Here is a 14,039-nt window from a genome sequence, read left to right as displayed (position 1 = left end):
TAAAACTTTGAACATAACCCACCTTATTAAACATCATTCAAATATCTTTGCCCTAAATATAAAATATATGGATTTATCAAAGATTAAAATGGTTGTAACCGACATGGATGGGACACTTTTGAACTCTAACCACCAAGTTAGCGACCAATTCTTTGAAATATTCAAAGATTTAAAATCTCAAGGCATCACTTTTGTAGCCGCAAGTGGAAGACAGTATAATAGTATCATAGATAAGCTAGATGCTATTAAAAATGACATTATTGTTATTGCGGAGAATGGAGGATTTGCCATGAAACAGCAAACTGAAATTTTAGCTACTCCACTAGAACAACAACATGTTCAAAATATTTTAAGGACACTTGATGATATCCCAAACATACACCCGGTAATTTGTACAAAGCACAAAGCTTATCTAACAAATAAATCTAATGCCTTTACCAATAAATTAGCAGAATACTATACCGAATACGAAATTATAGAAACTTTGACCGATTTTAATTCTGAGGTTATTAAAATCGCAATTTATCATTTTGAAAGTTCAGAAGAACACATATACCCATATGTAAAACATTTTGAAACGAATTTAAAAGTAAAAGTATCTGGTGAAAATTGGCTTGACATTTCAAATATGAATGCAAACAAAGGATACGCCTTAGATAAACTAATGAAAAGCTATAATCTAAAATCAGATGAAGTTATGGTTTTTGGAGATTTTAACAATGATCTTGAAATGTTGGCACTTTCAGATTATGGGTTTGCTATGGAAAATGCTCATCCAAATGTAAAAGAAGTAGCAAAATTCAGCACTTTAAGCAATGACGAAAACGGTGTTGAGCACATATTAAAGATGCTAGTTAAATAGTTGTACTTAGTACACTCACCTAATTTTACTCGACAGCTGGTTTTAATTCGCTTGGCACATACCCCATAGTTCGCTTAAATGCCGTGGTAAAATGTTGCGGATTAGCATAGCCTACTTCATAAGCAGCATGTGCAATAGTTGCCCCGTGTTGTGTAATTAAACTCTTTGCTACCTCCATACGTAATGCTGTAATATACTTGAATATGGTTATCCCGTATAACTTTTTAAAATCGCGCTTTAGCTTTGTAGCATTGATTCCTGCTAAATCTGCTAGGTCTAAAATTTTGAGAGGTTCTTTTAAGTTTTTTCTAATATGATCTTCTACCCGAACTAAGGCTAAGTAATCTGAATTTAACAATTTCACATTGCTCTTAGAAAGCTTGGATGTTTGTCTACCTAAAAGAAAATCAATCATTAAAACTGTTAATTTACTTTCCAAATACGTCTTTCTAATATCACCGTTATAAGGACATTGAATAATATCATTTATTTTACTTCGAATACTAGGCGGAATGAATTTACTTTTATCCCATAGCACAAAGGAATTAGAATTTTGAATGGCACTATTTAGTTTTTCAAAAGAAGATTCAAATTCGGTGCCCAATAAATTTTTCAACAAACTGGGCTTTACATATATTTCAAATGATTTGGCGTTACCCTTAAAGAATATATCTCTTCCCTCAGTTGTTGGATAGTAAAACATATTACAATGATTTTCTGGAATTTGAACCAGGTATTTTATATGTCTAAGCGGTTGGTAGCAATAAGTACCTTCTAAGGAAAAATGAAGTTTTATTAAATGCTCATCACTAGAAACACAAATTTCAGAATTGAATTCATGAATTAATTGGTTATTAGAAAAGTCAATTCCACGTACAAAAGAACTATTATCTTTAGTAGTTACCTCTACTTGATTGAATTGCACCGAATTGTCCAAAAATCCATTTTTGAACAATTGACTCACCCGTATTTCTTTCCTCAACAACTCTTTATTCATAAGCTTTTTCTACCCACAATTCATTACTTCCTTTCGCGTATGTTTAAATTCCTTTCTCGGTACTCCCCTCTTCAAACCTGCTATAGATTTGCAAAACTAAGTTATTTAGACTAAATCTTAATAAAGATAAGATCCTTTTTAAAATCAAATGAAGAACTTCTTAACAGCAATACTTTTCTTAATATTTCTTTCAGCAAAGGGTCAAGACTTTTCCAGTACAGTTTCAGGTAAGGTTACAGATACATCTGGTAAGCCATTACCTTTTGCAAGTGTTTTAATTGAAGGTTCAAAACTCGGTGTTCTTACAGACGACTATGGAAGCTATACTCTTAAAAATATTCCCTTAGGGGAACATAACATTGTAGTATCATTTATTGGATACACAACTCTTTCAAAAGACATTGAAATCAGTGAAAACACTAAACAAATTACTCTTAACTATACTTTAGAAGAAAACGTTGAAAATTTAAATGAAGTAAATGTCAACGGTAAATCAAAAGAAACAAAACTAGAGACAAAAGGTTTTGCAGTGAATGCCATAAAAACTGAAGAAGCTAGTCTTAGAAATATTCAAACCAACGAATTACTGAATACCACTGTTGGTGTAAAGATTCGACAAAATGGTGGATTAGGATCAGAGGTAACTTATAGTTTAAATGGTTTATCAGGTAATTCGGTTCGCATATTCATTGACGGGATACCAATTTCTACGTACGGCAATTCTTTTAACTTAAACAGTATACCCCCTTCAATGATTAAAAACATTGAAGTTTACAAAGGTGTGGTTCCAGGTCATTTAGCAGATGATGCCCTAGGCGGAGCCATTAATATTGTGATGCACAATGATGCTAAAACAAATTTTAACGCATCTATATCTTACGGATCTTTCAATACAATACAAGCAAGTGTTAACGGTTTGTACCGCTTTGATAAATCTGGATTAACAGTAAAAGCTTCGTTATTTCATAACTATTCTGATAACGACTACAAAGTATCTGGCAGAAGTGTTGTTACAACTGGACTGGGCGGAGTACAAACCCCAATTACCGCGAGAAGGTTTAACGATGCATATAGATCAACCGGTGGAAGAGCAGAAATTGGGTACACAAACGTATCCTGGGCTGATCAATTTTTTATAGGAGTTACAGGATCTGATGATTACAAAGAGGTACAGCATGGTGCTTTTATGACCATAACACCATATAAAGATAGATTTCTTGAATCTGATGCCTTACTTGGTAGCATTAAATACCAAAAGAAAGATTTATTCACAAAAGGTCTTGACGTCAACATTAACGGTTTATACGGAAAAAGAAATCGTGCTGTAAACGATACGGTCTCCTGGGCCTATAGTTGGACAGGAGAACGAGCAATTGATTTTAGAGGAAATGAATATCAATATACTTGGCGTTCTCAACAAGAAGGTGGTCCTACGTTAGCAAAAATAAAAAGGAATGTGGCATCTATAAGAACCGGTGTTTCCTATGCTATAAACAAAAATCATAAACTCTCGGCTAATCATGTTTATAGTGGAATTGACAGAGAAGATAGTGACGCTCTACAATCTGTTTTAGAAAACACTTTTGTGGGTACCAGAGATTTAAAAAAGAATATATACTCCATAACCTATGAACTAACGGCTTTTGACGAAAAACTAAAAACCAGTTTATTTGGTAAGCACTATCAACAGAAAACAACTAGTGTTGACCCCGCAATAGAAACTGATGCTGACGGAAATGATGTGATAGTAGATGAAGTAGTAAGCAGCAATAAAAATTACGATGGTTATGGTTTTGCGGCTTCCTACGAAATCGTGCCTAATATCACCTTTTTAGCATCCGCGGAAAAAGCAATCAGATTACCAGATGAAACCGAAATTTTTGGTAATGACGGAGACAATGTTGTAGCCAATTCAAGCATTGATCCAGAAAGTAGTGAGAATTATAACTTAGGGTTTAGATTTGGACACTTTTCTATTAAAAAACATGATTTCACTATATCCACCAATGTTTTCACGAGAAATATAAAAGATAGAATTGGGCTACCAATAGAAACATCTTTGAATGTAGATGATGAATTAATCGTCTATGTAAATCAAGGTAGTGGAACATCAAAAGGTTTTGATGCTCAATTAAATTACTCATATAACAACAATTTTGGACTCAACTTTAATATATCAAAGTTCGACTTGAAAATTGAAAATCAAGGAATAGAAATCGATGTTCCTAATACTCCGTTTTTCACCATGAACGGTGGCTTACGCTATTCATTTAAAAATCTTATTCAAAAGAAATCTAGATTAAACGCATTCTATAATGTGTATTTCACTGATGAATTCTCATTCTTAACTGCACAAGGCAGTAATACTGTCGGCAATGAATTCTTTGAAGTGCCACAGCAGTTGTCTCAAGATATTGGACTTAGTTATGCGTTTCCAGACAACAGATTTGTAGTAAGTTTTGATGTCAAAAATATATTTGACGAACCCGTTTACGATAATCTTTCTGTACAAAAACCAGGAAGAGCTTTTTACCTAAAATTAAATTACGCAATAAATAAATTCTAATCCTTTAATCAATACATAAAATGAAAAAAACTATCCTAAACCTTAAAACCTTTGCTGCCGTAATACTTACCGCTAGTTTAATGACCGCTTGTAGCAGTGATGACGATACCGTAGTTACACCAGATACAGATACCGAAGAACAAGAAACAGAAGAACCAGTTGAAGAAGAAGATCCAAGATGGATTACCGTTGCAGGAGCAAAAATGGGAGAAGAGCCAGGTGATGGAAACGGAGGCACATTAATTTATGCTGTAACCAGTGTTGACGCCAAAGACCCTACAGTTTCTATTAATCCTTTTGAAAATGGATTTATAGCACCTTCAAACAGAACGGCAAGATTACAATCTTCTGAAGATGGAAATACCATTTTCAATATAAGCTACGCAGGTGATACTGGCGGAAATTACACTAAATATACTGTTGAAGGCGGACAAACATTTACCCCATCTGGATCTGAAGTCAGTATAGCTCCTTATGTTGGTACAGCTCCGCGTTGGATTAAGTTATTTGACGGAGATCAAACTGGTGCAGCTGTATATGTATCTACTGAAAACGAATTTGACGAGAATGATGCCTACACCCGTACCGAGGCTACCATTGGCGTAGTAACATTAGATTTGGTCAACTCTTCTATTAAAGAATTCCAAGAGCACAGTGTTCCGTTGTCCGCTGAAGAAGAAGCTGCTGGATACTATATATCTAGAATTGATATGCCAACATTAAATGCAGCAGGAGACAAATTATATATTGGTGCCCGTTTAAGTAAAGTTGATCCTGCTACAGCAGAAAGCGATAGTGATTATGAGATTTTAGGTTCTAAAACAATTGTATTGGACTACCCGTCTCTATTAAACCCAACAGTTATAACTTCTACCATTGGTCATGGAAATACCAATGGATACCGTAGTATTAATTCTTTCGAATATAATGGTAGCGTGTACCAAGCCAACCAAAGTGACCCAGAAGGTTCTTATATTTTAAAAATCGATGCTGACAATGAATACGATGACACGTACGACTTTAACCTAGATGATGCCTTAGGTATAGAAGGAGCATATATACTTGCATGGAGACCTGCTGCAAATGGTAAAGCCGTTGTAGCTTACCGTCATAACGGATCTGCTGAAGGAGTTGCTGGTCTACAAGGATTTTTTGCCCTTGTTGATTTAAATGCCCAAACTGCAGTAAGAATTGACGATATACCTTATGACCCAGATTTCTACTTATTCCAATATCAAGGATTTGTAGTTGAAGGAACAGAGATATATCTTACTCAAGGCGCTGTTGGACAGAATGGAAATATCTATGTTGTAGATACAGAAACTGGTGCTGTTACTAAAGGTGCTGAATTGGTTAATACTACAGGAAGTCACTTTATTGGGGTATTCTAGTATACAAAAGATACCTCTATTAAAAAACCGTTATCAAGACAATTGTTTTGATAACGGTTTTTTATTTCTTTCTATTACTACTAAAATTACAATTAGGTTTTCTGTTTCTTCTTTCGAGCAGCTGGGAACAAAACATTATTTAATATTAAACGATAACCAGGCGAAGTTGGATGCAACTCCAGCTCCGTTTTAGGATCCCCTACCCTATGTTGATAATCTTCGGGATCATGTCCGCCATAAAAGGTAAAAAATCCCTTTCCTTTAATTCCGTGTATATATCTAGCTTCCTCATTAAGTTTATTTTCCCCTAATACCAAAACAGTCGGCTTTATTTCAGAGCGTGTAAAAGCAGTTGTTTGCCCCATGAACCCTTTTACCAAAGAAGTATGATTCTGGCATAACATCGTAGGTACAGGGTCCCATTTAGCCGAAAAATCCATCAAAGAAAAGTAATCTGACTCTTTTGGAACATTACCTCTTTTATTAGTCATATCTATAGAAGAGAATTCATATTTCAACGGACTACGTTCTAAAATGAAATCTGTGAAAGCAAAAGTTTTTCCATAATCTAAGCTTGCTTGATAGTTGGGATCAGAAGCATCACCATCAAACATAGGTTCTACAATATCAATACCGTCAGCAGCCAAGGCAATATCAAAACTATCGGTTGCCGAACACATGGCAAACATGAATCCGCCGCCAATTACATAATTTCTAATTTTCAAGGCAACCGCCCTTTTTTCTTCGGATACTTTATCATAACCTAATTTCTTGGCTAACTTTTCTGAATTTTTCTTTCCTTCTATATACCAAGGCGTTGCTCTGTACGCACCATAAAACTTGCCATATTGACCAGTAAAATCTTCATGATGCAAATGCAACCAGTCATACAATGCCAGCTTATCTCCAAGCACTTCTTCATCATAAATGGTAGTATAAGGTATCTCGGCATAGGTCAATGCCATGGTTACCGCATCATCCCAAGGTTGTTTATCTTTTGGTGAATACACCGCTATACGAGGAGCTTTTTCCAAAATTACCGCATCTTGATTAATGGAAGGGCTACTGATTTCATCTAAAATTCCATTTGCCTGTCCGTCCGATAAAATTTCAAAACTTACGCCCCTAATCTGGCACTCTTTTCGAATACTTTCGCCGTCTGGCAATAAAAAAGAACCTCCACGGTAATTCAATAACCACTGTACTTTTTGTTGCTTTGCCAAGACCCAATATGTAATGCCATACGCTTTTAAATGATTCTTTTGACTATCCGCATCCATAGGTATAAGAATAGATGATGCGAACAATTGCAAAGAAAAAAAGAGGAATAAAACAGAGGTAATTAATTTACGCATAAAGTTTTCTAAAACTATTCACTCAAAGATATAGTAAAATCTTTTGAGCAGTATTTAAGATGCAGTTAAAGCTAATGTAAATAAGTTAACGAGATTTTATTTAAATCAATTGTTTTAAAACCAAAAAAGTCTCCCCAATGGAAGACTTTCAGACTTTTAAATATATGATATTTTAAAAAGGAACATCATTATCCTCATCTAAATCTGGACTATTGTTCATACTACTACCAAAAGCATCATCTGCACTTGGCAAGTTTTTGGTTGCAAACGGATTCTCTTCATTTGCGTTCATTTTAGATTGAAATTCAAAAGGAGAATCAAAATCATCAAGGTTATCAAATTTACCTTGATTACCAATAAACTTCAACCTAATATTTTCTAAACCACCATTACGGTGTTTTGCCACAATAAATTCACCCTGACCTTGTGTTGGCGTACGCTCTTCATCATCCCATTCTTCAATCTTATAGTACTCAGGTCTATAAATAAACGATACAATATCGGCATCTTGCTCAATCGCTCCAGATTCCCTCAAATCCGAAAGAATAGGTCTTTTACTACCTCCACGTGTTTCAACGGCACGTGATAACTGAGATAATGCAATTACAGGAACGTTCAATTCTTTTGCAAGGGCTTTCAAGTTTCGAGAAATAGTAGAAATTTCCTGTTCCCTGTTTCCTCCTTTTTGACTACCACCAGCTGTCATTAACTGCAAATAATCAATCATGATCATTTTAATACCATGCTGAGAAGCAAGACGTCTTGCCTTTGCACGTAAATCGAATATAGATAATGACGGGGTATCATCAATGAACAAAGGAGCTTTTTCCAAAGTTTTTACCTTTACGTTTAACTGCTCCCACTCATGCTTTTCTAGCTTACCGGTTCTTAATTTTTCTGAAGACAAACCTGTTTCAGAGGAAATCAATCTAGTAATCAACTGTACTGAGGACATCTCCAAAGAGAAGAAAGCTACAGGAGTGTTTGTATTCACGGCCATATTTCTTGCCATAGATAAGGTAAAAGCCGTTTTACCCATACCAGGACGTGCTGCAACGATAATTAAATCACTTGGCTGCCAACCAGATGTTAGTTTATCCAACTTATCAAATCCGGATGCAACACCACTCATTCCCTCTTTACCGGCAATCTCTTCAATTCGTTTTTTAGCTTGTATAACTAAATCTTGAGCTGTCTCCGCAGAACGCTTTAAGTTACCTTGGGTAACATCATATAATTTTGCTTCGGCAGTGTCTAACAAATCAAAAACATCTACAGCTTCATCATATGCCTCTTCAATTATTTCACCTGAAATTTTAATCAAACTACGCTGAATAAACTTCTGAAGAATAATACGTGCGTGAAACTCAATATGAGCAGACGAAGCTACTTTTTGAGTTAATTTTATCAAATAAAAATCGCCTCCACAGACCTCTAGCTTACCAGCTTTCTTAAGTTGTGACGAAACGGTTAATAAATCTATAGGTTGCGACTCTTCAAAGAGAATGAAGATAGCCTCATAAATGAATCTATGAGCGTCTTTATAGAATACATCTGGGTGTAAAATATCAATAACTTCATCAACACCTTTTTTATCTATCATCATAGCACCCAACACAACCTCTTCTAAATCAATAGCTTGTGGTGGAATTTTGCCTTTTTCAAGACTTATAATATTAGATTTGTCAATCTTTCGAGCGACAAAAGGTTTCGTGTTCTCCATAGTGCGAAAGTATACAATTAACCTTTAGTTAACGTGAAAAACATCAATTTCGATGTTCACAGTTGACTAACAATTGACTGTTAATAAGTTACAATTTTCTGTTGATAACATAAAAAAACCGAGGAATAAAATCCTCGGTATATTTTTAAGAAGCCTAAAATGCAGATTAGCCGTTAAAAACGCCCATTTGTGCGTATTTATCCATGCGTTGATTTACAAGTTCTTTTGGTGATAACTTTTGAAGATCTTCAAAATGAGAAGAAATTTTATTTTTTACCGTTTCAAAAGTTTTAGGTCTGTTGGCATGTGCTCCACCTGCAGGCTCACGAATGATTTCATCGATCAATTTCAACTTTTTCATATCGGTCGCTGTCAATTTTAAAGCCTCGGCAGCTCTTTCTTTATATTCCCAGCTTCTCCATAATATAGAAGAACATGATTCTGGTGAAATTACAGAATACCAAGTATTCTCTAACATTAACACCTTATCACCAACACCTATACCTAATGCACCACCAGAAGCACCTTCACCTATAATTACAACAATTACAGGTACTTTAAGGCGAGTCATTTCAAGAATATTTCTTGCAATTGCCTCTCCTTGACCTCTTTCTTCTGCCTCAATACCTGGGTAAGCACCCGGTGTATCTATTAAGCAAACTACAGGTACTTGGAATTTTTCAGCAGATTTCATTAATCGTAAAGCCTTTCTATACCCTTCTGGGTTAGCCATACCAAAATTTCTATACTGACGCGTTTTTGTATTATATCCTTTTTGTTGACCAATGAACATATAGCTCTGATCACCAATTTTACCTAAACCACCAATCATAGCCTTGTCATCCTTTACGGTACGATCACCATGAAGTTCCAAGAACGTATCTCCACAAATGGCTTTAATATAATCTAATGTATAAGGTCTATTTGGATGTCTAGATAACTGTACTCGTTGCCAAGCAGTTAAATTCTTATAGATATCTTTTCTAGTTTCGGTAAGTTTCTTTTCAATCTGTTTACATGTCTCGGTCACATCAACATCACTTTCCTCTCCAATGATCATGCACTTGTCCAATTGTTCTTCCAACTCTTTGATCGGAAGTTCAAAATCCAAATATTCCATATTTCTATAAAGTTTCTTTAGTTGCGGCTCAAAGATAAAACTTTAATACCTAAATCTTGGGTACCCTTTTTTTAATATTTGCTCTTTGTTTTAAAATACCGTTCGCAATGACCGTACTGAGTATGATTAAGGCTCCCACATAAAACATAGGTTTCATTTTTTCTTCTGATCCAAATATAAACCAAGCTAAAAAAATACCATAGACCGGTTCTAGATTTGTTGTAAGCATAACCGTATATGGAGTTAAAACACGCATAATCTTTACCGATGCAATAAAGGCATACGCCGTACAAATAAGGGCTAATACTACTAAATAAACCCAATCCATGTGTGGCAGTGTTATTAATGACATACTAAAATCACCCTTAGCAATTAAAATTATTGATAAGAAAACCATGCCCACGCCTAATTCATAAAAAGATATAACCGATGGACGATGAGTTTGAACCAGCTTACCGTTTATCAATGAAAAGACTGCTGCCAAAAATGCCGATATCAATGCGATGACCATACCAAAAACATATTCTGTTTCTACCTTAAATATTAAATAGAGCCCCGCTACGACCATTAACCCAAAGAAAATCTCATAGCCTATTATCTTTCGCTTATACCAAAAAGGTTCCATTAAGGCTGTAAAAAAAGCTCCTGTAGACATCATGGCCAATGCTACAGATACTGTAGAGACTTTAATTGCCAAGAAAAAGGTTACCCAATGTAAAGCGACAACCACTCCCCCACCTAACAACCACCAAAATGTTTTCCTTGAAACTTTTAAACTGAATTTGGCAAAAAGTATATATACTGCTATAAATAAGGTTGCCATACCCATTCTAATCCACACCAAGGGTAATGAATCTATAGTAATTAACTTTCCTAGAATGGCTGTAAAGCCCCAAATAAAGACAATGAAATGTAAGTGTAGTAGATTAAGTATTCTATCTTTTTGCATTTTGAAGTAGATAAAATGCCAGACATCCAAAAACTACATTAGGTATGATAACCGCAAGTAAAGGAGAAAAGCCCGATTGCTCTGCCAGTACACCGAATACCTTATCAAAAAATATAAATATAAAAGCAATTAAAATACCAAATGCTAAGTTAGCCCCCATACCACCACGTCTCTTAACCGACGATACCGAAACAGCAATAATAGTCAATATAAAAGCTGTTAACGGCAACGCCCAACGCTTATATTTAACCAAGACGTAGGTATTAATATTAGATGCACCCTTTCTCCTTTGGTCCTTAATAAAGGTGTCCAATTCAAAAAGATTCTTTGTTTCTGCAACGTATGAAACCGGGGTAAGATCACCTATATCAAAAGCAAAAATGGTATCTAACCTACGTTTACTTTCAATAATTGCCGTATCCCCCATAATGGTACGTTTTTTATAGGAAGTTAATCGGTAACTAGAATCCTTATCTACCCATCTAATATTTGCGGCAGATATTTTAAAATCCAATTCATTGTTTTCTTTAAAACGCTCAAATGTAAAATTATGACCCAACTGCCTAGCTGGATCGAAACTACTCACATAAATAAAATCGGTTTCATTGAGCTGATTAAAGATATTGTTGGTGACCCGATCTTGTTTGCCTTTTTTAAGGTATTTGTATTTAAATTCATTGAAGCCCACACTAGCGTTGGGTACAATAAACATGGTCATAAAGAACATTAAAACAGCTACCATAGAAGCTCCAATAATGTAAGGTCTTAAAAACCGACCATAAGAAACCCCAGAACTTAATATGGCAACAATCTCGGTATTGTTAGCAAGTTTAGAGGTAAAGAATATTACAGATAAGAATAAAAAAATAGGAAACAATAGATTACCAATGTAAATGGTGAAATTCACATAATACATAACTATTTCATTCAACGGTGCTTCATTATCGATCATTTTACCGATCTGTTCTGCCAAATTCACCATAATACCAATGGGAATGAATAACAAAAGCATTAGCGAAAAAGTCGCTAGATACCGTTTTAGAATGTATTTATCTATTATTGATAGCATTATAGCCTTTTATCCATTTGTTTTACCATCATATCTTTCCACATTCTAAAATCTCCTGCAATAATATGCTTTCGTGCTTCACGCACCAACCACATATAAAAGCCTAAGTTATGAATTGTGGCAATTTGTTTACCCAAATATTCATTAGCAGCAAATAAATGTCTTAAATAAGCTTTAGAATATTCACGGTCTACAAAAGTGGTTCCCATTTCATCAATAGGAGAAAAATCATCTTCCCACTTTTTGTTCTTAATGTTAATGGTACCGTGTGCGGTAAACAACATTCCGTTTCTAGCGTTTCTAGTAGGCATCACACAATCAAACATATCTATGCCCAAGGCAATATTCTCCAAGATATTAATAGGTGTACCAACACCCATAAGGTACCTTGGTTTATCTTCCGGTAGAATTTCACACACCACCTCTGTCATACCATACATTTCTTCAGCGGGCTCACCAACAGATAATCCGCCAATTGCATTCCCTTCAGCTCCCGCATTTGCTATATATTCTGCAGATTGCCTTCTTAAATCTTTATAAGTAGACCCTTGTACGATAGGAAAAAATGTTTGTGCATAATCATATTCAAAAGGTGTTTTTTCCAAATGATTGATACATCTATCTAACCACCTATGCGTCATATGCATAGATCTCTTTGCATAATTATACTCACACGGGTAAGGCGTGCACTCATCAAAAGCCATAATGATATCCGCACCGATTACACGCTGAATTTCCATTACATTTTCTGGTGTAAACAAATGCATGGATCCGTCAATGTGCGATTTAAACTTGACCCCTTCTTCTTTAATCTTTCTATTACCGGATAAAGAATATACTTGGTAACCACCACTATCTGTAAGAATATTTCTATCCCAACCCATAAATTTATGGAGTCCGCCTGCTTTCTTTAAAATCTCAGTTTTGGGTCTAAGAAATAAATGATAGGTATTTCCAAGAATAATATCTGGGTTTACCTCTTCTCTTAGTTCTTTTTGATGCACTCCTTTTACAGAGGCTACCGTGCCCACCGGCATAAATATTGGGGTTTCAATAGTACCATGATCGGTAACAATGGTACCTGCCCTAGCTTTTGATTGTAAATCGGTATTGTGTAGTGTAAACTTCAAAATTTCTAAATCTAGCTGCAAATATAATGAACTGTCTGTGGGAAAAACTTAATAAAAAGCAAAGATGTTAATGAAACCAATAAATTACAAAGCGTGACTTTATAAAATTGAAATTGACCCAAACGAAATACAAAACAATAAAGATATTTTACCTCCGTTCTGATGGTATAACGAGAAATGGAACATTTGGTATCGTATTTGCTACATGTACCACTTAAAACAACAACGATATGAAAAAAACAATTTTAGTTGCCTTCATGGCACTCTCTGGGTTTTATGGAATGGCACAGAGTGATTCGGGATTTGGTATTAAAGGAGGATTAAATTACAACGCAAACGGAGATTATTTTGAATCTGCGGGAGATGTTGCTAGAAATCCTGATAGAAACATTGGGTACCACGTAGGTATCTTCGGAAAAATTGGTGCTTCTAAAGTTTATGTTAGACCAGAGTTGGTATATACCAAAACAAAGTCTGATTATGATGGAGCTGATTTTGATATGAGCAAATTAGATGTACCGGTATTATTAGGCATCAACTTGGTTGGACCGTTGCATGTTTTTGCCGGACCTAGTTTTCAATACATTTTAGACACTGAATTTGACGGTATTACTATTGACGATGTGGAAAATGATTTTTCCGTTGGCATGAATATCGGTGCTGGAGTTAACCTTGGTAAATTAGGGATAGATTTACGCTATGAGAGAGGATTTAGTGATAACGAAGCTTCTTTTATAAATACGAACATTACAAATCTAGGACCAAGTAGAATAGACACTAGACCAGATCAATTGATATTAAGTTTGTCTTTAACGATGTAAACAAAACAACAAGAAACAAAAAACCTCTTAAGACTACTTAAGAGGTTTTTTTATTC

Annotated in this window: 11 protein-coding genes; 4 read left to right on the top strand and 7 right to left on the bottom strand. The window is 35.1% G+C overall.

The window, feature by feature from the left end:
• Positions 1 to 67 precede the first annotated feature (67 nt).
• Entirely contained in the window at positions 68 to 862 is a 795-nt protein-coding gene (locus tag UH1x_RS15435) for an HAD family hydrolase (protein ID WP_482622791.1), read from the top strand.
• A gap of 25 nt (positions 863 to 887) precedes the next feature.
• Here the strand turns inward: UH1x_RS15435 and UH1x_RS15430 are convergent, their stop codons facing one another.
• The gene (locus tag UH1x_RS15430; RefSeq protein ID WP_482622789.1) at positions 888 to 1,859 is read right to left on the bottom strand and encodes a helix-turn-helix transcriptional regulator; all 972 of its coding nucleotides are present in this window, start codon (positions 1,857 to 1,859) and stop codon (positions 888 to 890) included.
• Positions 1,860 to 2,007: 148 nt separating this feature from the next.
• On the opposite strand from UH1x_RS15430, the gene UH1x_RS15425 reads away from it, so the two are divergent.
• Together UH1x_RS15425 and UH1x_RS15420 are read left to right on the top strand one after the other, a co-directional pair.
• Entirely contained in the window at positions 2,008 to 4,425 is a 2,418-nt protein-coding gene (locus tag UH1x_RS15425) for a TonB-dependent receptor (protein WP_482622787.1), read from the top strand.
• Positions 4,426 to 4,445: 20 nt separating this feature from the next.
• A complete protein-coding gene (locus UH1x_RS15420) occupies positions 4,446 to 5,816 on the top strand; it encodes a hypothetical protein (RefSeq protein ID WP_482622786.1) in 1,371 nt (456 codons plus the stop codon).
• 92 nt (positions 5,817 to 5,908) lie between these two features.
• Here the strand turns inward: UH1x_RS15420 and UH1x_RS15415 are convergent, their stop codons facing one another.
• The 6 genes from UH1x_RS15415 to tgt all read right to left on the bottom strand — a co-directional run bounded on the left by UH1x_RS15415 (position 5,909) and on the right by tgt (position 13,162).
• A complete protein-coding gene (locus UH1x_RS15415) occupies positions 5,909 to 7,171 on the bottom strand; it encodes an asparagine synthetase B (RefSeq protein ID WP_482622784.1) in 1,263 nt (420 codons plus the stop codon).
• A 172-nt stretch (positions 7,172 to 7,343) separates the two neighbouring features.
• Positions 7,344 to 8,894, bottom strand: a complete 1,551-nt coding sequence (dnaB, locus tag UH1x_RS15410) for a replicative DNA helicase (RefSeq protein WP_036153273.1) — start codon at positions 8,892 to 8,894, stop codon at positions 7,344 to 7,346.
• Positions 8,895 to 9,060: 166 nt separating this feature from the next.
• Complete coding sequence (locus UH1x_RS15405) at positions 9,061 to 10,014, bottom strand: acetyl-CoA carboxylase carboxyltransferase subunit alpha (protein WP_036153271.1); 954 nt, start codon at positions 10,012 to 10,014, stop codon at positions 9,061 to 9,063.
• 49 nt (positions 10,015 to 10,063) lie between these two features.
• Complete coding sequence (locus UH1x_RS15400; protein WP_482622782.1) at positions 10,064 to 10,963, bottom strand: DMT family transporter; 900 nt, start codon at positions 10,961 to 10,963, stop codon at positions 10,064 to 10,066.
• The gene (locus UH1x_RS15395; RefSeq protein ID WP_396634991.1) at positions 10,950 to 12,032 is read right to left on the bottom strand and encodes an LptF/LptG family permease; all 1,083 of its coding nucleotides are present in this window, start codon (positions 12,030 to 12,032) and stop codon (positions 10,950 to 10,952) included. The genes UH1x_RS15400 and UH1x_RS15395 overlap by 14 nt, the downstream gene beginning before the upstream one ends.
• Positions 12,032 to 13,162, bottom strand: coding sequence for a tRNA guanosine(34) transglycosylase Tgt (tgt, locus tag UH1x_RS15390; RefSeq protein ID WP_396634992.1), 1,131 nt, complete (start codon positions 13,160 to 13,162; stop codon positions 12,032 to 12,034). The genes UH1x_RS15395 and tgt overlap by 1 nt, the downstream gene beginning before the upstream one ends.
• A 230-nt stretch (positions 13,163 to 13,392) precedes the next feature.
• Between tgt and UH1x_RS15385 the strand changes: the two genes are divergently transcribed.
• The gene (locus UH1x_RS15385) at positions 13,393 to 13,983 is read left to right on the top strand and encodes an outer membrane beta-barrel protein (protein WP_482622780.1); all 591 of its coding nucleotides are present in this window, start codon (positions 13,393 to 13,395) and stop codon (positions 13,981 to 13,983) included.
• Positions 13,984 to 14,039: the final 56 nt, after the last annotated feature.

This window comes from Maribacter sp. UH1 (assembly GCF_056839145.1).
This window is presented reverse-complemented; position numbering and strand designations above follow the sequence as displayed.